The sequence below is a fragment of the Microbacterium jejuense genome, assembly GCF_019511665.1.
Lineage (GTDB): Bacteria > Actinomycetota > Actinomycetes > Actinomycetales > Microbacteriaceae > Microbacterium > Microbacterium jejuense_A.
Genome location: NZ_JAEUAW010000014.1, coordinates 20675 through 42051, shown reverse-complemented (window position 1 = coordinate 42051; position 21377 = coordinate 20675). Strand labels below are relative to the sequence as shown.

15 protein-coding genes are annotated in these 21377 nt (G+C 70.1%); 6 read left to right on the top strand and 9 right to left on the bottom strand.

The window, feature by feature from the left end:
- Nucleotides 1-411: 411 nt before the first annotated feature.
- From JNB62_RS15665 to JNB62_RS15650, 4 genes are all read left to right on the top strand, one after another.
- Entirely contained in the window at nt 412-1980 is a 1569-nt protein-coding gene (locus tag JNB62_RS15665; RefSeq protein WP_223231199.1) for a DNA-3-methyladenine glycosylase 2 family protein, read from the top strand.
- On the top strand, nt 1977-2486 hold the full coding sequence (locus JNB62_RS15660; protein WP_220301834.1) for a methylated-DNA--[protein]-cysteine S-methyltransferase: 510 nt from the start codon (nt 1977-1979) through the stop codon (nt 2484-2486). Before JNB62_RS15665 ends, JNB62_RS15660 begins: the two co-directional genes overlap by 4 nt.
- Before the next feature lie 394 nt (nt 2487-2880).
- Nucleotides 2881-4809 carry an ABC transporter ATP-binding protein gene (locus JNB62_RS15655; protein WP_220301833.1) on the top strand — a complete coding sequence of 643 codons (1929 nt, stop codon included), beginning with the start codon at nt 2881-2883 and terminating at the stop codon, nt 4807-4809.
- Nucleotides 4806-6617 (top strand): ABC transporter ATP-binding protein, encoded by a 1812-nt coding sequence (locus tag JNB62_RS15650; protein ID WP_220301832.1) that lies wholly within the window; start codon nt 4806-4808, stop codon nt 6615-6617. The genes JNB62_RS15655 and JNB62_RS15650 overlap by 4 nt, the downstream gene beginning before the upstream one ends.
- Nucleotides 6618-6920: 303 nt before the next feature.
- On the opposite strand, the gene JNB62_RS15645 is transcribed toward JNB62_RS15650, so the two are convergent.
- From JNB62_RS15645 to JNB62_RS15615, 7 genes are all read right to left on the bottom strand, one after another.
- A complete protein-coding gene (locus JNB62_RS15645; RefSeq protein ID WP_223231198.1) occupies nt 6921-7814 on the bottom strand; it encodes an endonuclease domain-containing protein in 894 nt (297 codons plus the stop codon).
- Nucleotides 7815-8365: 551 nt separating this feature from the next.
- Nucleotides 8366-9274: an N-acetylglucosamine kinase gene (locus tag JNB62_RS15640; RefSeq protein ID WP_220301831.1), complete on the bottom strand. Its 909-nt coding sequence runs from the start codon at nt 9272-9274 to the stop codon at nt 8366-8368.
- Between the two features lie 49 nt (nt 9275-9323).
- The gene (locus JNB62_RS15635) at nt 9324-10292 is read right to left on the bottom strand and encodes a glycoside hydrolase family 113 (protein WP_445299344.1); all 969 of its coding nucleotides are present in this window, start codon (nt 10290-10292) and stop codon (nt 9324-9326) included.
- Complete coding sequence (locus tag JNB62_RS15630; protein WP_220301830.1) at nt 10289-12802, bottom strand: glycoside hydrolase family 2 protein; 2514 nt, start codon at nt 12800-12802, stop codon at nt 10289-10291. The genes JNB62_RS15635 and JNB62_RS15630 overlap by 4 nt, the downstream gene beginning before the upstream one ends.
- Complete coding sequence (locus JNB62_RS15625) at nt 12799-13701, bottom strand: carbohydrate ABC transporter permease (RefSeq protein ID WP_374451075.1); 903 nt, start codon at nt 13699-13701, stop codon at nt 12799-12801. Before JNB62_RS15625 ends, JNB62_RS15630 begins: the two co-directional genes overlap by 4 nt.
- Nucleotides 13698-14693, bottom strand: a complete 996-nt coding sequence (locus JNB62_RS15620; protein WP_220301829.1) for a carbohydrate ABC transporter permease — start codon at nt 14691-14693, stop codon at nt 13698-13700. The genes JNB62_RS15625 and JNB62_RS15620 overlap by 4 nt, the downstream gene beginning before the upstream one ends.
- Before the next feature lie 19 nt (nt 14694-14712).
- Nucleotides 14713-16026 (bottom strand): ABC transporter substrate-binding protein, encoded by a 1314-nt coding sequence (locus JNB62_RS15615; protein ID WP_220301828.1) that lies wholly within the window; start codon nt 16024-16026, stop codon nt 14713-14715.
- Nucleotides 16027-16316: 290 nt separating this feature from the next.
- Here JNB62_RS15615 and JNB62_RS15610 point away from each other — a divergent pair, with 290 nt between their 5' ends.
- Both JNB62_RS15610 and JNB62_RS15605 read left to right on the top strand, forming a co-directional pair.
- A complete protein-coding gene (locus tag JNB62_RS15610; RefSeq protein WP_220301827.1) occupies nt 16317-17339 on the top strand; it encodes a LacI family DNA-binding transcriptional regulator in 1023 nt (340 codons plus the stop codon).
- Nucleotides 17336-19471, top strand: a complete 2136-nt coding sequence (locus JNB62_RS15605; protein WP_220301826.1) for an alpha-galactosidase — start codon at nt 17336-17338, stop codon at nt 19469-19471. The genes JNB62_RS15610 and JNB62_RS15605 overlap by 4 nt, the downstream gene beginning before the upstream one ends.
- Nucleotides 19472-19643: 172 nt before the next feature.
- Here the strand turns inward: JNB62_RS15605 and JNB62_RS15600 are convergent, their stop codons facing one another.
- The gene (locus tag JNB62_RS15600; protein ID WP_220301825.1) at nt 19644-20612 is read right to left on the bottom strand and encodes an acetylxylan esterase; all 969 of its coding nucleotides are present in this window, start codon (nt 20610-20612) and stop codon (nt 19644-19646) included.
- 160 nt (nt 20613-20772) lie between these two features.
- Nucleotides 20773-21225: a GNAT family N-acetyltransferase gene (locus JNB62_RS15595; protein ID WP_220301824.1), complete on the bottom strand. Its 453-nt coding sequence runs from the start codon at nt 21223-21225 to the stop codon at nt 20773-20775.
- Between the last annotated feature and the right edge of the window lie 152 nt (nt 21226-21377).

Below are 21377 nucleotides of genomic sequence, written 5' to 3'. Positions count from 1 at the left end.
TCGCCCGCGCCCCCTCCGCCCCGCGTCATGCCCCTGGCGTGAGACGGCACCCGGCGGACGAGACAGCGGCCTTCACCCACGGTCTCGTCCGCCCTCACCGGTCTCGGCGGGACCGGAGTGCGACGGGGCGCTGCCCTGCGTGCGACGACGCGGGCCAGTGGGCACTCCTGTCTCGGTGAGACCGGAGCGCGGGGACGAGACCGTGGGGTTCACCCGCTGTCTCGTCCGGCCGCTCCGGTCTCACCGGCGGGCCGGGCCGCGCGGCCGCTGCGGGGTGGTGCTCCGACCGTCCTGGCGGCCAGTGCCGCCGGCATCCACCGTCGTGTCCGATTTCCGCGAGCCGATGTCGGCGGAGCGTGTCAGGCTAGGGGCATGAGCCTGACCATGTCCGACGCGGCGAGAGACGCATCCATGTCTTTCGACCAGAGGTATCGCGCGATCGACTCGCGCGACGCCCGGTTCGACGGGCAGTTCGTCACGGCGGTGCGCTCCACGGGGATCTACTGCCGGCCGAGCTGCCCCGCGCGCACCCCGAAGCCGTCGAACGTCACGTTCTACCCGACCAGTGCCGCCGCTCACGAGGCGGGGTACCGCGCGTGCAAGCGGTGCCTTCCCGAAGCCGCCCCCGGATCGCCGCAGTGGAACCTCCGCGGCGACACCGCCGGCCGCGCGATGCGTCTCATCGCCGACGGCGTCGTCGAACGCGAGGGAGTGCCGGGGCTTGCGAGCCGCCTCGGGTACTCGCCGCGCCACCTCACGCGTCTGCTCACCGCCGAGCTCGGCGCGGGCCCGCTCGCGCTCAGCCGCGCGCACCGCGCCCAGACCGCACGCATGCTGCTCGTCGGCACCGACCTGTCGGCCGCCGACGTCGCCTTCTCGTCGGGGTTCGCGAGCGTACGGCAGTTCAACGACACGATCCGCGAGGTGTTCGGGATGCCGCCGACCGAGCTGCGCGCCCGTCGCCCGGCATCGCGCCACCTGGACCCGCCGGCTCCCGGCGTGACGATCGACCTCGCACTGCCGTACCGCGGGCCTTTCGACGCCGACGGACTCTTCGCGTGGATGGCGGCGCGTGCCGTCAGCGGCACGGAGGTCGCCACAGCGTCGTCGTTCGCCCGCACGCTGCGTCTGCCTCACGGGCCGGTGTGGTTCGAGCTGCGCCTCGACGAGACCGGGCGCGTGCGCCTGCGTGCGGCGCTGACGAGCCTCGCCGACCTGTCGACGCTCGTGACGCGCGCGCGGCGGCTGTTCGACCTCGACGCCGACCCCGTCGCCGTGGACGAGTCGCTCGCGCAGCACCCCGAGCTGGCGCCGCTCGTCACAGCGCTCCCGGGCCTCCGGGTGCCGGGTGCCGCCGATCCGCACGAGATGCTCATCCGGGCGATGGTGGGGCAGCAGATCACCGTCGTCGCGGCGCGCACCGCCCTGACGGCACTGACCGCGGCGCTCGGCGAAGAGGCGCCGGCGTTCGCGGACATGATGCCGCCCGGCGCACCGGTGCCGCGGCTGTTCCCCACGATGGCGGCGATCGCCGAGCGCGGTCACGAGGTGCTGCGCGGACCGGCGGCACGCATCCGGGCGATCACGGGAGCGGCCGCCGCGCTCGCGGACGGCACGCTCACGCTCACGACGGGCGACGACGCCGTCGAGCAGCGCGCGGCGCTCCTCGCCATGCCGGGCATCGGGCCCTGGACGGCCGACTACGTGCGCATGCGCGTGCTCGCCGACCCCGACGTGTTCCTTCCCGGCGACGTCGCCGTCCGCTCCGGGGCGGCGGCCGCCGGACTCCCGTCCGAACCGCGTCCGCTGACCGAATGGGCCGCTCGCACCGCGCCGTGGCGCAGCTACCTCACCGCGCACCTGTGGCGCGCGGTCCCGCCGAAGCCCGCGCCGGCGCGCCGGACCGCGGCATCCGTGCCGAGCGAGGCACGAGACCAAGCATCCACTTCTTCCCCCACGGCAGACGGAGGACTCTCATGAGCACCGCGACCATCCAGACCATCGACACCCCCGACGGGGCCTTCACCCTGCTCGCCGACGAGCGCGGACACGTGCTCGCGTCGGGCTGGACGGCGGAGCGCGACGCGATCCTGGCGCGCCTGGCTCCGGCGACGCGTCCGACGGACGTGCGCGAGGGAGAGACGGATGCCGCGGCCGCCGTCTCGGCGTACTACGCCGGCGATCTTGCCGCCATCGACGACGTGACCGTCGCGCAGCACGGCACCGCCATGCAGCTGGCCGGATGGCAGGCGCTGCGCACCATCGCACCCGGACGCCCGCTGACGTACTCCGAATTCGCCGTGCTGCTCGGGTCGCCGAGCGCGGTCCGGGCCGCGGCATCCATCTGCGCGCGCAACGCGCCCGCGCTGTTCGTGCCGTGCCACCGCGTCCTGCGCACCGACGGCTCGCTCGGCGGATTCGCGTGGGGACTGCCGGTCAAGCAGCGGCTGCTGGACCGCGAGGCGGGGGTTCCCGCGCTCGTGTGACAGCGGGGGAGAGGCCGCAACGGCTTTCCGGGGGTGCGGAAAGCGCTTGTTGCGTTCAGCCTTTTCTCAGGTATACCCTGGAGGGCTGGTGTGTCGTTTCGGCGGCACCCAGCCCTTATCCCACGATCCCAGGAGGAAGCCATGTCTCAGGCCGTCGTCACCACGAAGCCGATTGTCTTCCTCCCTGCCATCGCCGGGACGACGCGCGTCGACTACGCCGGGTAACTCCCCGAGCCGACCTCCGCAGATCGGCCGCAGCCCGCGGCATACGGTCGTCCGTCCTCGCGTTCTGGCCATCCAGGACGACGCTTCAGCGCCCCCACCGACGTGTTCTCGGCGCGCCCATCCCGCGGCATCCGTCCGCACCTCCGCACCGCCACCACCCACAAGGATCATGACCCCGTCTTCCGCTGAAAGACTCTCCACCCCGCGGGCGCTCGCCCGCCTCTACCCGTTCGTCAGACCCGCACTGCCGCGGATGATCGGCGGGTTCTTCGCCGCGCTCGGCGCCGCGGTGATGACCCTCATCATCCCGCTCGTGCTGCAGGCCGTCGTCGACGGCCCGATCCAGTCGGGCGACCTCACGCTCATCGTGTGGGCGTCCGTCGGCGTGCTCGTGCTCGGCACGCTCGAGGCGCTGTTCATCTTCCTGCGCCGCGCCTTCGTGCTGACCCCCGGCACCGCCGTCGAGTACGAGATCCGCCAGCAGTTCTACCGCCGCCTGCAGCGGCTGCCCGTCGCCTTCCACGACAAGTGGCAGTCGGGGCAGCTGCTCAGCCGCATGATGCAGGACATCAACCTCATCCGGCGGTGGCTGGTCTTCGGCCTCATCCTGCTGATCGTCAACGTGCTGACGATCCTCGTCGGGTCGGTCCTGCTGTTCCGCTGGCACTGGTCGCTCGGCGTGACGTTCCTCGTCGTGTCGATCCCGCTGTGGTTCTTCGGCTACCGCTTCGAGCGCAACTACGGCGTGCTCGCTCGGCAGAGCCAGGACCAGGCCGGCGACCTGGCGACCTCGGTCGAAGAGAGCGTGCACGGCATCCGCGTGCTCAAGGCCTTCGGGCGCGGCAAGCACGCGCTGCAGAAGTTCCAGCGCCAGGTCGAGACACTGCGCGGCACCGAGCTGCGCAAGGCGCGCGAGGTCGGCGTGCTGTGGTTCTGGCTCGAGGTGATCCCGATGATCGCCTTCGCGCTGTGCCTGCTGCTGGGCATCTGGCTCACGAGCCAGAACCAGCTCACCGTCGGCGAGCTGTTCGCGTTCTTCGCGATGGCGACGGCCATGCGCTGGCCCCTCGAGTCGCTCGGCTTCCTGTTCTCGTTCCTCGTCGACGCCCGCACCGCGACCGACCGCGTGTTCGAGGTGCTCGACGAAGAGAACACGATCGTCGACCCGGCGGCGCCGAAGACGATCGCCAAGCCCGCCGGCGAGCTCGCGTTCCGCGGCGTGCACTTCCGCTACCAGGATGCCGCCGAGTCCGAGCGCGATCTGCTCGACGGCGTCGACCTGGTGCTGCAGCCGGGCGAGACGATGGCGCTCGTGGGTCTGACCGGCTCGGGCAAGACGACGCTCACCACTCTGCCCGGCCGCCTGTACGACGTCACCGGCGGAACCGTCGAGCTCGACGGCGTCGACGTGCGCGACCTGGCGCTCGAAGAGCTGCGCACCCACATCTCGATGGCCTTCGAAGATGCGACGCTGTTCTCGGCATCGGTGCGCGACAACGTGCTGCTCGGCCGCGACGACCTGGACCCGAAGAGCCCCGAGGCGCAGGCCGTGCTCGACGAGGCGCTGCAGATCGCGCAGGCGCACTTCGCGTACGAGCTGCCCGACGGCGTCGACACCACGGTCGGCGAAGAGGGGCTGTCGCTCTCGGGCGGTCAGCGTCAGCGTCTGGCCCTCGCCCGTGCGGTGGCGGCGAAGCCGGCAGTGCTCGTCCTGGACGACCCGCTGTCGGCGCTCGACGTCGACACCGAGGCGCTCGTCGAGGCCGCGCTGCGCCGTGTTCTCGCGACCACGACAGCGCTGATCGTCGCGCACCGCCCCTCGACGGTGGCGCTCGCCGACCGCGTCGCGGTGCTCGAGGCCGGCCGCATCACGGCGGTCGGCACGCACTCCGACCTGCTGCGCGACAGCGAGCACTACCGGCACGTCATCTCGAGCCTCGAGGCGGCCGCCGCGGAGGAGGAGGCCGAGCAGGCCGCAGAGCAGGCCGCCGCCGAGCAGGAGCAGGAGCGCGCCGCCGAGCGCGCCGCCGCCGATGCCGAGACGAGGACCGATGCGCGAGAACGCGTCACGACCGAAGAAGTGGAGGTGAACCTGTGAGCACTGTCACCGGAACCCAGGGCGAAGACCGCAACGACTACACCAAGGCCGAGAGCCGTGCGATCCGCCAGCGTTCGCTGCGCCTGCTCGGGTCGCTGCTGAAGCCCAGGCGCCCGCTCGTGCTGCTCACCGCCGTGGTGATCATCGCCTCGACGGGCCTGCGGGTCCTCGGCCCCGCCCTCATCGGGTACGGCATCAACATCGCGCTGCCGATCGCGATCGAGAAGTCCGATTGGATGCCGGCCTTCGGCGTCACCGCCGTGTACATCGTGTCGGGCGTCTCGGGTGCGGCCCTCATCGGCTGGTTCGTCGTGCTGTCGGCGAAGCTCACCCAGGCTGTGCTGATGGACCTGCGGCTGCGGATCTTCCGTCACACGCAGCGCCTCAGCCTCGAGTTCCACGAGACGTACACGTCGGGCCGCATCATCTCGCGCCAGACGAGCGACCTGGAGTCGATCCGCGAGCTGCTCGACGGCGGTCTCAACCAGCTCGTGCAGGGTGCCCTGTTCGGTCTGTTCACGCTGGTGACGCTGTTCATCATCGATCCGCAGAGCGGCATCGTGATCCTGATCATGGGCATCCCGCTGTCGCTGCTGATGCGCTGGTTCTACATCCAGTCGCAGAAGGGCTTCCGCGAGTCGCGCGTCGTGAGCGCGCGCCTGATCGTGCAGTTCGTCGAGACGATGACGGGCATCCGCGCGGTGAAGGCGTTCCGCAAAGAGAAGCGCAACGACGTCGAGTTCGGAGAGGTGTCGGCCGACTACCGCCGCGTCAACCTGAAGCTCGTGAAGCTGTACGGCATCTTCGACCCGGGCCTGATCCTCCTCGCCAACATCACGATGTCGGTCGTGCTGCTGTGGGGCGCCTTCCGGGTGGTCGACGGAACGCTCCTCATCGGAACGCTGCTGTCGGCGGTGCTGTACGTGCGCAACTTCTTCAGTCCGCTGGAGGAGGTCGCGATGTTCCTGAACTCGTACCAGTCGGCCACCGCCGCGCTCGAGAAGGTGTCGGGCGTGCTGGAGGAGGAGCCCACGGTTCCCGACCCGCAGCAGCCGGTCGACCTGTGGGAGGCGAAGGGGCACCTGAACTTCGACGAGGTCGAGTTCGGGTACGGCAACGGCAAGGTGATCCTGCCGGACTTCTCGCTCGACATCCCCGCGGGGCAGACGATCGCGCTGGTCGGCACGACGGGTGCCGGCAAGTCGACGCTCGCCAAGCTCGTGTCGCGGTTCTACGACCCGACGAAGGGCTCGGTTACGCTCGACGGCGTCGACCTGCGGTCGCTGCACCCGAAGGATCTCCGCCGCGCGATCGTCATGGTCACGCAGGAGGCGTACCTGTTCAGCGGGACCGTCGCCGACAACATCGCGCTGGGCAAGCCCGACGCGACGCTCGACGAGATCCAGGCGGCGGCGCGCGCGGTGGGGGCGGATGCCTTCATCCAGGACCTCCCCGACGGCTACGACACCGACGTGAACAAGCGCGGCGGCCGCGTGTCGGCGGGTCAGCGCCAGCTGATCTCGTTCGCGCGCGCGTTCCTCGCGAATCCGGCGGTGCTGATCCTCGACGAGGCGACGGCGTCGCTCGACATGCCCTCGGAGCGTCAGATCCAGGATGCCCTGCAGACGCTGCTCGCCGACCGCACGGCGATCATCATCGCCCACCGCCTGTCGACGGTGGCGATCGCCGACCGCGTGCTGGTCATGGAGCACGGCCGCATCATCGAGGACGACGCTCCCGCGGCGCTGATCGGCGGAACGGGCAAGTTCGCCCAGCTGCACAGTGCCTGGAAGGAGTCGCTGGTGTGATGACCGGTGCTCGCGTGGCGCCCGATCCGTCTCGCTGACCTCCAGCGACGCCGGGCATGGCGTGAGTCGCTCGTGCAGCCAGCTCCCTGATCGCGGATGCCCCGGCCCTTCTGTCCACACAGGGCCGGGGCATCCGTCGTCCGCGCCGCGCGGATTCTCCCTCGGGCCGGCCCGCGCTGATCCGAGTATCGGAGAATCGCGCCGTTTCCGGACAATCTGCGGCCGATCGGCCGGAGACGCCACGATCGTCCGATATTCGGAGTGGATGCCGGCGGCCGAACCCGCGCTTCCCGTGGTGCGCCCTCATGCCGCACGATGCGCGCCCGCCGCGATGGCGCGCGCGATCGTCCGCTCCACCGTGTCCCAGTCGTGGAGCACCTGCGTGTAGGTGAAGCGCAGGACGGTGTAGCCGTTCAGCACGAGTTGTGCGTCGAAGGCCACATCCTTCGACCTCTGGCTCGACGACGAATGATGCGCGAAGCCGTCGATCTGGACCACCAGACGCTCGCCGATCAGCAGGTCGACCGGACGGCCGAGCAGCACGACCTGCTGACGCATGGGCACACCCCACACGCTGAGCCGGATCGCGACAATGGTCTCCAGCCCGGAGTCCGACTGATCCGACGCGTGCTCGGCGCACATCCGGGCACGCTCGGATCTCCATCGCACGCGACGGATCGCCTCCGGCGTGATCTGCTCGGTCTGCAGGGCCGAGTTCCAGACCACCTGCGCATTCTCGGGCGGCAGGCACACGGCCAGGTGGGCAAGGGTGTCTTCGACCGACTCGATCAGGCCGAAGCCGGGCGCCGGCGCGATGCGCTCGGTCCAGTGCGCGGTGACGTCGCTGATCGGCGACGCCCCGTGCGGCTCGAGTCTGAGATGGATGCCGTCCGGCACGTCTTCCGGCATCCACCACCCGCGATGCCGAGCCGCCGAAACGCACGTGAGGCTTCCCGCGTTGCGCGCAGCCGTGAGGAGGTCGGCCGGCGCGCTGTCTGTGGCCAGCCAGTCGCAGCGAACCCGTTCGACAGCCCCGCACCTCACGGCGGCCCGCCGCACCGCCACCCCGAATCCGGCGTTCTCGGCGGCCCGCCGATGAGCGATGCCGCCGGCATCCCTCACCCATCCCGCGAGCCGATCGACGTCGCGCGCCATGCGCTCCACGGGAGTGAGCCGCGAAAGAACAGGAACCGTCATGCCAGCATCGTGCCCCGGCTGAAGACCATTCCGCGGCCGTCCACAGGTCTCCGCTTCATCTCGCGTGACGTATCTCCCTGGGGAGGAGGCGCCGGGCGACTCCGGAAATCGGATGATCGCCGCGTTTCCGGGGCAGCGGACCCAAATGCTCCGGAAACGCGCCGATCATCCGATATTCGGATCCCGCAGAAGTGCGTGCGCAGGCTGGTGCCGGAACGTGTGCCGCATGCCACGGCCGCGCAGGAATGTGTGCCGCAGCCCGGGCCGCCGGGAGTGCTTTGCCGCAGGTTGGTGCCGGAATGTGTGCCGCAGGCCACGCCGCCGTCGGGTGTGGGGTTGCGCTCGGCCGTCGCGGGCACACGGGGAGGGTGCCGCGGGTGGATGCCGCCGGCCGGGGGCGGCGGCATCCACGACTCCCCGTGCGCAGCGCTATGGCCACTCCGGAATTCGGAGAATCGCGCCGTTTCCGGACCCGACTGCCGGAAGACTCCGGAAACGCGCCAATCGTCCGATATTCGGATCGCGCAGGAGCCTCGGCGCCGACGTCCCGGTCAGCCGCGGGCGCGCCACACGGCGGGGGCGAGGGGATGCCGCGGCCCGAGGTCGGCGAGAGCCACGGCGCCGTCGATGCCGTGGCCCTGGGGCTCGACCAGCGCGACGTCGAAGTCGCTTGCGGCGATGTGCGACGCGAAGGCCTCGTGCAGCTGGGGGGAACGGAAGACGCCGCCGATCGCGCACACCGAGAAGTGCTCGGAGTCGTCGGTGCGGACGCGCCGCAGCGCGGTCTCGACACTGTGGGCGAGCTCGCCGCCGGCGCGCACCGTGATGTGCTGCGACACCGCGTCGCCCTCGGCGGCCAGACGTGCGACGTGCTTGGCGAAGGACGCCACGACACGCACGCGGTCGTGATCGGCCTGCAGATCGATGTACGCCTGGGTCAGGTCGGGCCAGCGCTCCTCGGCGACCTGCCGCAGCGCGGTCGCCGGCCCGCGGCCGTCGACGGCGCGCATGACGGCGTCCAGGGCCTCGCGGCCGATCCAGTAGCCGCTGCCGGCGTCGCCCATCAGGTATCCCCAGCCGTCGATGCGCGCGACCTGCGTCGCGCCGACGCCCAGCGTCACCACACCGGTGCCGGCGGCCACGACCGCCCCGGGCACGTCTCCCAGCGCCCCGAGGAACGACGTCGTCGAGTCGTGAGCGAGGATGACCTCGTGCACGCGCGGCTCGGCGATCCGGGCGAGGAGGGCGGCGGCATCCGCTTCACGGGTCGTCAGTCCGGACACGCCGGCGGTCACCACCGACGCCGACGCGCCGGTGCGTTCGAGCGTGGAGCGCGCAACGGCGGCCAGCTGCGGCAGCAGCTCTTCGTGCGTGTCGATGCCGGGGAACACGAGGTCCTGCCCGCCCGCGCGCACCTTGATCCCGGTCTGGCCGGCGTCGATCGCCAGAACTCCGCTCATGCGGCGGTCCCCCATCTGTCCATTGAGTCGATTCTCGCGCCGGCGAGGCTCACCGGCCATGCCCCGTGCGCGCGCGGTAGGCGTCGCGCAGGAACTCCCCGGCCGGCTTGCCGTAGGGGCAGTAGTCGGTGTTCGCGGCGGCCTCGGCGGGCGAGTACAGCCGCGCCGGCCAGTCCCACAGCATGAAGCCGCGCATCCATGGCCGCTCGTCGCACGCGGCGAACATCGCCTCGTAGTACCGCAGCTGCTCGGCGCCCGACGGCCCGCCCGGCAGTGCCCAGTCGTTCGGTCGTGCCGGGGAGCCCTCGCGGGACGGGCATCCCGCCTCCATGAAGAAGAAGGGCTTGCCCGAGGACTCGACCACGCCCTGGATGCGGTCGAGCTGCTGGTCCCACGCGTCGACGGGGTAGTAGCCGCTGGAGGTGATGACGTCGACCGCGTCCCACCACGTGAGGCGGTCCTCCTGGTACTTGTCGCAGTTGTACGTGACGAGTCCGGTGTACACGGTGCGGACGTCGGCGATCAGGGCGCGCCATTCGGCCTCGCGGGCGTCGGCGCGCACCATCTCGCACCCGATGCAGAGCATCTCGCAGCGCTCGGCCTCGGCGATCCGCGCCGCGTGCAGGATGAACTCCCGGTACGACGCGAACCATTCGCCCCAGGTCGGCTCGCCCGGGACGTCCTGGTCGAAGAACCCGATGTGGGCACGCCACGTGCCGTCGGCCACGTTGACGACGGGCTTCAGGCACACCTTCAGCCCGAGCGCCTTCGCCTCGCGGATGCCCCACACGATCTCGTCGTCGGTCACGGTCGGCTCGTCGCGGAACCGCACCTCGGTCGACTGCGCCGTGTCCTGCAGCGCCGAGTACGCGAGTGCCGTCCAGTTCACGCCGTGGTCGGCCATGAGCTGCATCGACTCGGCCGCCCGCTCGGTGGCCCACGTTCCGCGCACGCCGGTCCAGCCCCAGGTCATTCCGGCCACATACGGCCCGAGCGCCTGGGGGAGCGGGTCGCTCACGAGGCGACCAGTTCGTTCGCCGTGCGCAGCACGCGCGGATCCGAGAGAGTGGATGCCGCCAGGGCCGGCCCCTCGTGCTGCACGAGCACCGTGGCGCTCTCACCGGGCAGCAGCGTCAGCAGGGCGTCCGACGCGACGGCGTCCGGGTCGACCTTGTCGACGAGGAGCGTCAGGTCGCGCACGAGGCTGTGCGCGGTGACCGTCACGAGCGTGCCGCCGTCGGCTGCCGCGGTGACGACCTCGATCTCTGCCGCGCCGAGCGCCGAATCGCGCGGCTCGGCGAAGAACCAGAATCCGCGGACGTCTCCCACCGCGGCGACGATCAGCTCCCCGGCGGCATCGCGGGCATCGGCGACCCCGGCCGGAAGGGCGACGGTGACCGTCTCGCGCGGCGCGAGCGAGACCGCCGTCGCGAACCGGTCGGCCTCGGCGCCGTCGAACCCGAGCCGACGCGCGACGAGCTCACCGGTCCACGCGTCGGCGGTGTCGTTCGACAGCACCGCGGCCAGGCCGCCGTCACGCGGCTGGATCGTCACGGTGCGCGGCGCGAACGCGTTCTTCAGGCCGTAGTACAGCGGCTTCGGACGCTCGTCGCCGTCGATCGCCGCCCACGACGTCACCGGCCAGCAGTCGTTCAGCTGCCACACGATGGCCCCCTGCGTGTGCGGCGCCCACGAGCGGAAGTGCTCGAGCGCGGTGCGCACCGCGATCGCCTGGTTCAGCTGCATCGCCCAGTGCCAGGTCTCCATGTCTTCGGGAAGGCGGAAGTGCGGCAGCAGCCCGTTGGTCAGCTTCACATTGCCCTCGCCGGCCTTCTGGTGCACGATCATGCCGGGCGACTCGGGCGTGAGCGGGGCATCGCTGATCGAGCGGGTGAGGGTGGACCACGCCGGCGGGCCCTGCCAGCCGAACTCGGCGACGAAGCGCGGCGTGTGCTCGCGGTAGGTGGTCCAGTCGAGCCGGTTCCACTGCTCCCACAGGTGCACGCTGCCGTGCTGCTCGTCATTGGGGTGCGGACCCGTCTGCTGCCCGCCGTCCCAGCCCAGACCGGGGCTGAAGGGGCTTCCCGGCGCGTAGGGGACGTGCGGCGCGAGCTCGGCGATCAGCGACGGGAACAGCTCGTAGTAGTAGTACGCGCCCCACGTCTTGCCGTCCAGGCGCAGCTTCCAGCCCCAGTCCTCGTAGCCCCAGAGGTTCTCGTTGTTGCCGGTCAGCAGCACGAGCGAGGCGTGATGCGCGAGACGTGCGATGTTCTCGCGCGCCTCGGCCTCGACCTCGGAGCGCAGCGGATCCTCTTCGGCGTACGCGGCGCACGCGAACAGGAAGTCCTGCCACGTCAGCAGCCCCAGCTCGTCCGCGAGTTCGTAGAAGTCGTCGGACTCGTACAGGCCTCCGCCCCACACGCGGATGAGGTTCAGGTTCGCGTCGAGCGCCTGCTGGAACCTCCGCCGCACACGGTCGCGCGTGACGCGCACGGTGAGTGCGTCGTCCGGGATCCAGTTGACGCCCTTCACGAAGATCGGCTGGTCGTTCACGACGAGTGTGAACGGCGTGCCCGCCTCGTCGGGCGTCATGTCCCACCGGACGTCGCGGAAGCCGACCGACCGGTGCGTCGCGTCGAGCGTCCGCGACTCATCCGCGCTGTGCAGCCGGACGTCGACGACGTACAGCGGCTGCGCGCCGTAGCCCGCGGGCCACCAGCGCTCGACCTCCTCGAGCTCCAGCACGATGTGTGCGCGATCGCCGACGACCTCGGTCGTCGTGCTGGGGGCCGTGCCGTCCTCGAGCCCCAGCTTCGGCCCGGCCGCGGCGATGCTGACGAAGAGCGGAGTGGATGCCGCATCCCCTGCTCGCTCGACGGTGACGTCGACCGTGACCGTTCCGCCGTCAGCCGAGGGCGTCGCGACCACGCGGGTCTCGGCGAGGCGCGCGACGGACCAGGACTCCAGGCCGACCGGCTTGACGATGCCGCTCGTGTACGTCGCGATGCCCCAGTCCCAGCCGTAGCTGCAGGCGGACTTGCGGATGGCGTCGTTGGGCAGGGCGTACGCGCGCGGTCGCACGCCGAGAGCCACGCTCTGCTCGTTGGCGTACTTGATCGGCGAGCGGAACGCGACGACCAGCTCGTTCTCACCCTCGACGAGGGCGTCGCGCACATCGAACCGGTACGAGCGGTGCTGGTTCGCGGTGCTGCCGATCTCTCGGCCGTTGAGGCGGATCCGGGTCACGGTGTCGAGTCCCTGGAAGACGAGATCCGTGCGGTCGGCGGCATCCCGGGTCCACTCGAACGTCGTCGAGTACGTCCAGTCGACGAGGCCGATCCACGCGAGCGCCGACTCGTTGTCGTCGAGGAACGGGTCGGGGATGAGTCCTGCCGCGAGCAGGTCGGTGTGCACGCATCCCGGCACGACGGCGGGGATGTCGGCGTCGAAGCCCGCCGGGGCGGGACCGGCCGACGCGTGCAGCGTCCAGCCGGAGTCGAGGGGTCGGAAGGTGAGGGCAGTGGTCACTTGACGGCTCCAGAGGTCAGGCCCTTGTAGATCCAGCGCTGCAGCAGCAGGAAGGCGATGAGGGTGGGGATGATGACGAGGACGGTGCCGGCCGAGATGACCTCCCACTGGGCGCCGAACGGTCCCTTGAACCGGAACAGCGAGGTCGAGATGAGGCCTTCGGACGGCAGGTAGAGGAAGGGTGCGTAGAACTCGTTGTACACCGCGATGCCCTTGATGATGACGACCGTCGCGATCGCTGGCTTCAGCAGCGGCAGGATGATGCGCCAGTAGATCGTCCAGCGGTTCGCACCGTCGATCATGGCGGCCTCGTCGAGCGAGACCGGGATCGACTGCATGAACTGGATGAACAGGTAGATGGCGATGATGTCGGTGCCCATGAAGAGCAGGATCAGCGCCGCCTTCGTGTCGTACAGGCCGAGTCCGTTGATGAGCTGGAACGTGGCGACCTGGCTCGTCACGCTCGGGATGAGGGTCGCGACGAGGAACAGTCCGAAGACGAGCTTCTTGCCGCGGAAGGCGAAGCGGTCCAGCGCGTAGGCGGCCATCGTGCCGATGAAGATGGTGCCGGCGAGCGAGACCACGAGGACGATCGCCGTGTTGACGAAGCCCTCGAGCATCTTGCCGCTCGTGAACGCGGTGACGAAGTTGTCGAAGTTCAGCCAGTTCGACGGCGGGTCGAAGGGCCCGGTCTGCGCGTACTCGGGAGCGGTCTTGAGGCTCGCGAAGAGCAGCACCGAGAGCGGCAGCAGCGTCACGACCGACGCGATGATGAGGCTGAGGTACTTCGCCGTCGTCGCGCTGACGCCGCGCAGGCGCTGCCACGGCGTCAGGCCGCGGGCAGGGCGGGGCGGAGTGGTCCACAGCGGCATCGTGCGGAGGGGTTCGGTCGTGGTCATGTCAGGTCGACCTTCTCGTCGGGGAACACCTTGCGCTGGATCCACGTCACGATCAGCACGATGGCCAGCAGCACGACGGCCATCGCCGACGCGAGACCCACCTGCCGGAACGTGAATGCGGTCTGCAGCGTCTGGATGACGAACGTCGCCGATCCGTTGGCGCCGCCGGTCATGATGAAGGGGATCTCGAAGACGCTGAGGCTGCCGGAGATCGCCAGGATGAACGACAGCCCGACCACGCGCCGGATCCCGGGGAAGATGATCGCCCAGAACTGCTGCCAGCGGCTGGCGCCGTCGAGATCCGCGGCTTCGTACAGCTCGTGGGGGATGGACTGTATCGCTCCGAGGAAGAGCACGAAGTTCATGCCGGTGTACCGCCAGACGGACGTCCCGGCGAGCGACCAGTTGACGACGTCGGGGTTGCCGAGCCACTGCGGCGGATCGGCCACACCGAACCAGCCGAGGACGGTGTCGAGCGTGCCGCCGGGCTGGAAGAGGTAGAGGAACACGAAGCCGATCGCGACGCCGTTGATGAGGTACGGGAAGAACAGGATGCCGCGGAAGAGGTTCGAGAACCTCGTCGAGAAGCTCAGGATCGTCGCGAAATACAGGGCGATCGCCATCTGCGCGAACGACGCGAAGAAGTAGTAGAGGCTGACGAAGAACACCGAGAAGATGCGCGGGTCGGTGAACACCTCGACGTAGTTGTCGAGGCCCACGAAGTTCTTCTGCAGGTCGATGCCGTCCCAGTCGGTGACGCTGAAGTAGAACAGGTTCAGCGCCGGCCAGTACGTGAACAGCAGCAGCAGGCCCACGGCCGCGGCGAGGAACAGCCACGGGGTGAGGTTCTTCATGATGCCGCGGCCGGCGGGCCCGCCGCGGCGGCCCCGCCGGCCGGCTCGCCGGGTGATCCCGACGAGCCGGCCGCGGGCGGGGCTGGAGAGGGCGGCAGGGGCATCCGCCGGAGCTGCACCTGGTGTTGCGATGGCCATGTCTCTGTCGCCGTCTCCGTCAGTTCTCGAGCTTCTCGACCGAAGCGCCCCAGCGCTCGTTCAGTTCGGCGAAGTAGCTCTCCTTGTCGCCCTCGGCCGCGCCGCGCGCGATGTCGACGAGCTTCTGGCGGTAGATCGGGCCGTACAGGTCGATCTTCGAGTCGTCAGCGATGTTGTTGATGAGGCCCTCCTTGCCTGCGGGGGCCGGGTTGATCTCCATCAGCTCGACGCCCGCGTCTTCGAAGCCCGCCAGGTTGTCGGGGAGGGGCTTGTCGATCACGGGCGAGATCATGCCCTGAGCCTCGGTGTACCCGGAGTCCTCGACGACCCACTGGATCCAGGCCCACGCGGCGGCCTTGGCCTTCGAGTGCTTGCTCACGGCGAGGTTGTAGTCGCCGCCGATGACCGCGTACTGCGTGCCGTCGACGTTCGCCGGGAACGCCATGTAGCCGATGTCGTCTGCGGACGCACCGTTGTCCTCTGCGGCCGCCTGCATCTGCGAGATCGCCCACGAGCCGAGCGTCATGGCGGCGATCTTGCCGGTGCCGAGGTCGACCTTCGACTGCTCCCAGTTGGTGGTGAGCGGGTCGTCCTCGGTGAGCCCGGCGGCGACGCTGTCGTACAGCAGCGAGTCGATCGCGTAGACGTCCGTCCCCTCCGTCCAGGGCGCCGGGTCCTCGGCCATGGTGATGGGCGCGTCGGGGTCGTTGGTGACGACGCCGAGGTTGCCGAAGCTCTGCGTCAGCGGCCAGCCGTCCTTGTAGTTCGTGTACAGCGGGATGGCGTCGGTGTTGTCCTTGACCTTCTGCAGCGCGTCGAGCCATTCGTCCTCGGTGGTGGGCAGCTCCGTGACGCCCGCCTCTTCGAAGACCCGCTTGTTGTAGACGACGCCGTTGGCGTTCCCGCCCCACGCGATGCCGTACTGCGTGCCGTCGTAGCTCGCGGCGGGGAGGAACCGGTACGTGTCCTCGAAGTCCGAGGTCTTGCCCAGCGGCTCCAGGAACTGCTCGTACTGCTCGGGCTTGATCGCCGGGATGCCGATCACGTCGCCGTAGTTGCTCGTCGACATGCGGGTGAGCATCTCGCCCGCGTAGTCCGTGATGCCCTCGAACGTCACGTTGACGTCGGGGTACTTCTTGTTGAACTCCTCGGCGTACTTGTCGAACGTGCCGTCCTCGACGAGGTCGGTGCGCCACGTCACGACCTTGATGTCGCCCTTGACGTCGCCGTCGATGGTGTTGTCCGCGTCGCCGGAGCCGCCGCCCGCGCAGCCGCTCATCGCGACCGCGGCGGTCGCCAGCACCGCGAGGGACGCGATTGCCTTCTTCGCCATGTGATTCTCCTGTCAGGTTCGCCCTTGAACTGCCGGTGCGGATCATCGCACCGTCGCGTGGTTCGTCGCGCCGTCAGAGTAGACGGCTTCGAAACGGTTCCGCAAGTCACCGATGTCAGCGCTGTCTTGTCCTGTCCATCGGAACAGCCTGTGCCGAAATAGGCCCTGGATCTAGACTTTATTTGCGACGCATCCGGTCAATCCTGCGACAATGTCCGTCGAATGTCTTACGTAGACATTTCGGCGGCACGCCTGCTAGCGTGAACTCCGCCCGGGCAAGGAGGCCACCCATGAACGTTCAGCAGCGCGCGACCCTCGAGGACGTCGCCCGGCTCGCCGGCGTGAGCTCGAAGACGGTCTCGCGCGTGTTCACGCACCGTGATCTCGTCGCGCCCGACACGGTCGAGCGCGTGCTCGCGGCCGCGAAGCGGCTGCGGTTCCGCCCGAATCCCCTCGCGCGCAATCTGCGCCGGGGTGGCCCGACCGACACGATCGGCTTCATCATGGGCGAGCTGAACAACCCGTTCTATTACAAGCTCGCGGCGGGGATCGAGCGCGAGCTGTCGGCCCACGGGTTCTCGCTCGTCGTGGCCACCACCGACGACACCGTCGAAGGCGAGGAGCGCGTGGCCGACGCGCTTCTCGGCCAGCGCCTGGGCGCACTGCTGCTGATCCCCGTCGCCGAGGATCAGTCGTACCTGGAGGGTGAGCGGCACCTCGGAACGCCGGTCATCGCGATCGACCGGCCGGCCCGCAACCTCGTGGCGGACTCGATCGTGCTCGAGAACCACCGCGGCGTGTTCGAGGCGACCACGCGGCTTCTCGAGCGCGGGCACCGACGCATCGGCTACATCTGCAACCCGGCGTCGGTGTACACCCAGGCCGAGCGCCTGCGCGGGTATCGCGACGCCCTCGCCGCCTACGGCATCGCGGAGTCCTCGAGGTGGGAGCGGCTCGCCGACGACCTGGCGCGTCCTGCCGACGGGCTGATCGCCGATCTGCTCGACCAGGCAGATGCGCCGACGGCCATCATCACCGGCAACAACCGCGTCACGATCGGCGCGCTGCGCGTGCTGCGCGACCGTGGCGACGACACCACCGCCCTCATCGGCTTCGACGACTTCGACACCGCCGATGTGCTCGGGGTGTCGGTGATCACGTACGACCCGCTGGCGCTCGGCAAGGCCGCCGCGACGCTCGCGATCGAACGCATGCAAGACCCGGCCGGCTTCACGCGCCAGCTCGAGATGCCCACGTGGATCGTCGAGCGCGGCACGGGAGAACGGCTCCCCGCAGAGAGGACCCCCGCATGACCTTCGGCTTCGTCCACCTCGAGCGCGACGGCGTCGGCGTCATCATCGACGCCCGCGGCACCGGGCTGCCCTGCGTGCTGCACTGGGGCGCCGCGACGGGCCCGCTGCCGGATGCCGACGCCGAGGCGCTCGCGCGAGCGGTCAGCCGGCAGACGCCCCCCGGGACGCTCGACGCGGCGTGGCAGGTGTCGCTGTCGCCGCAAGAGAGCGACGGCTGGACCGGGCGTCCCGGCATGCAGCTGCGCGCGGCCGGGATCGTGCACCACCCGCGCTGGCTGCTCGCCGACATCGAGTCCTCCGGTGATCGCGCCGTGTTCCGCGCCCGCGACGCAGCGTCCGGGCTGCTCCTCGCCATCGAGATCGCGATCGAGTCGGGCGGTGTCGTCTGGGTCCGCCACGTGCTTCGTCACGAGGGAGGTGTGGATGCCGCCCCGGTCGACGTCGACTGGCTCGAGGCCGCGCTCCCGGTTCCGACGACCACCGACACGCTCCTCACGTTCGACGGCCGATGGACCCGCGAGAAGCGGCCCGTCGTGACGGCCATGCCCGCGGGCGCGACGGTGCGCCAGTCGCGCCGCGGGCGTCCGGGGCATGACAGCCCGGTCGCGGCGATCGCCGGAATCGGCGCCCCGCGCTGGGACGCGGGCCAGCTGTGGGGTGTCCACCTCGCCTGGTCGAGCGACCTGACCACGCGCATCGACCGCGTCACCGATGCCGTGACCCTCGTCGGCGCCGGGGAGCTGCTGCGGCCCGGCGAGATCCGCCTCGGACCGGGTGACGAGTACGCGGCACCGCGGGCGGCATTCGTCCACAGCGCGGCCGGGCTCGACGGCTTCGCCGACCGCGTGCACACCTGGATGCGCGCGCGGCCGCAGCACCCGGCATCCCCTCGTCCCCTCGTCCTGAACACGTGGGAGGCCGTGTACTTCGACCACGACCCGGCACGCCTCGCGGCGCTCGCCGAACGCGCGGCTGAGGTGGGCATCGAGCGCTTCGTGCTGGACGACGGGTGGTTCCAAGGGCGTCGCGACGACACGACGAGCCTTGGCGACTGGGTCGTCGATCGCACGGTGTGGCCGGACGGTCTCGGGCCGCTCGCGGCGCACGTCCACCGGCTCGGCATGCAGTTCGGCCTGTGGTTCGAACCCGAGATGGTGAGCCTCGACTCGGACGCCGCCCGTGCGCATCCGGACTGGCTGCTGCACGACCCCGCCCACCTCGACCACGACCCGTCGCTGTCGTGGCGCGGTCAGTACGTCATGGATCTCGCCGACCCCGGCGCCTTCGCCCATGTGCTGGGGCAGATCGACGCGCTCGTGGCCGAGCTCGGCATCGACTTCATCAAGTGGGATCACAACCGCGACCTCGTCGAGAGCGTCCACGCCGGCCGCCCTGGCGGCCACGCGCAGATGACGGCGGTATACCGGCTGATGGCCGAGCTCAAGCGGCGGCATCCCGCCCTCGAGATCGAGTCGTGCTCCAGCGGCGGCGCGCGCACCGACCTGGGCATCCTCGACGTCACCGACCGCGTGTGGGCGAGCGATTCCAACGACCCCGTCGAGCGGCAGGACATCCAGCGCTGGACCGGATTGCTGCTGCCGCCCGAGCTCGTCGGAGCGCACGTGGGCCCGACCACGTCGCACTCGTCGGGGCGCACCACCGACCTGTCGTATCGCATGGCGACCAGCGTCATGGGCTCCGCCGGCTTCGAGTGGGACATCATGTCGTGCGACGCCGACGAGACGGCGACGATCACGCGCTTCGCGGCTCTATACAAGGAGCTGCGCGGCATCGTCCACACCGGACGCGTCGTGCACCCCGAGCTGCGCGATCCGGCGTGGCGCGTGACCGGCTATCTCGCGGATGCCGCGGCGGTCTTCGTCGTCGCGACGGCGGCGAGTCTCGAGGATGCCCGTGCCGAACGCCTGCGGCTGCCCGGGCTCGACTGCGATCGCCGTTACCGCGTGCGTGTGCGCGACGAGATCGGCGCGGCGAAGTACGGCTGGACCGCCCCGGAGTGGTTCACGGCGGGCGAGATCGAGCTGCCCGGCGCTCTGCTGACCGACGTGGGCCTGCAGCTGCCCACGCTGTGGCCCGTGCAGGCCTTCGTCCTGCACCTCGAAGCGGCCTGACAGCCGCGGTGGCTGCGCCGACGGGCCGGCGGCTCGCCGCGTTCGTCTCGCTGCGCTCGCTCAATGACCGGGACGGGACCCGCGTGGTGTCGTTCGGGTGGCGAAGAGTGTCGCTTCGCGAGGGGGATGCCGCAACCTGCGCCACCCGAACCGCCGCCGGGGCCGTGGCGTGTCAGACCAGCGCGGAGAGGAAGCGCGCCTGCTTCGCGAACTGGAAGGCCTGGCCGCCCTCGTGCCCGTTGTGCGTGTAGACCTCGATCTGCTTCGTGGACGCGGCGTGCCGGTTGAACGCGGCGTACACCGTCGACGGCGGGCAGATCGTGTCCATGAGGGCCACGGAGTACAGCGCAGGGGCATCCGCGCGCTTGGCCATGTTGACGCCGTCGAAGTACGACAGCGTCTCGAAGACGCGGTCGTCGAGGCCGCGGTGCACCGCCAGGTATCGCACGACCTCCTGGTAGGGGTCGTCTCCGGTCAGGCCCACGGCACGCTCGAAGTGACACAGGAACGGCACGTCGGGCATGACCGCCACGAGGCCCTCCGACAGGCCGGCGGCCGCGATCGCGATGCCCCCGCCCTGGCTCCCGCCGCACACCGCGACGCGGTCGGCGTCGACCTGGGGGAGCGTCCGCACGGCATCGACGGCGCGCACCGCATCGGTGAACACGCGCCGGTAGTAGTAATCGGCGGGGTCCTCGATGCCGCGCGTCATGAAGCCCGACGACGACGGGCCCGTGCCGTGCGGGTCGGCGGTGTCACCGCCCGAGCCCCACATCGAGCCCTGGCCGCGCGTGTCCATGAGCAGATGGGCGTAGCCGGATGCCGCCCAGCCGAGGCGCTCGCCGGCGAGACCGCGGCCGCCGCCGTAGCCCTGGTACTCCACGACGGCGGGCAGCGGTCCCTCGACGCCGGCGGGGACCGTCAGCCACGCCTTCACGGGATCGCCGCCGAACCCCGGGAACGTCACGTCGAACACCTCGAGGGCGGTGAACGGGGTGTCGGCGCGGACGACGTCGGGTGCGGCATCCCATCGGCGGGACTCGCTGAGCGTCGTCGCCCAGAACTCGTCGAAATCTGCGGGTTCGCGGACGTCGGGCGCGTAGGCCTCGAGCTCCGCGGGGGAAAGGTCGAATCTCGGCACGGGGCTACCTTAGTGCCTCGTCGGAAGCGCTTCGACGCTGTGACGGGAGAAGGCGACGAGGCCTCGATGGGGGAGGGGTATTCGAGGCCCCGCCGCCGGTCTCAGGAGCACCCGATGGTGCTGATCGTCCGTTCCCCAGATCGGACGCCGGTGCGCAGGATCAGAGTCTGATCTCTGCGATGACTTCACCGTACTCGGTCTCACCGACCGGCGTGAAGCCCACGCGCTCGAAGAATGCCTGCGGACCGCCCTCGCCGGCCTCATAGATGACGTTGACGTGGTCCATGCCGCGGTTGCGCGCCTCTTCGATGAGTCCCTCGACCGCGAACCGGCCGATGCCGCGGCCCTGGTCGTCGGCGTCGACGTTGATGCGCCACAGCACCGAGCGGAAGTGCTCCTGCGGGTCGTCGAGGTCGAAGTTGCCGCTGATGAACGCGACCACCTCTTCGCCGTCGAGGACGACGCGCTGCCACGTGGTCTGCGGGTTCACGACGGTCGCCGCGATGCCGTAGCTGACGGGGGAGAGGAACTCCTCCTGACCGGGTTTGAGCGACATATTGTTGACCGCCACGATGGTCGAGGCGGACAGTTCGACGAGTCGCAGATCACCCATGCGCCCCAGGCTAGCCCGGATGGCGGCATCCGGCACCGTGGATTTCGCCAGGAAACACAATGTTCACGTCGAGAGATATCTTGACGTCGAGATATCTCTCCAGGTGCTTGCGATAGGCTGGGCGCGACCCGTCCGCAGCACCGACAGGACCC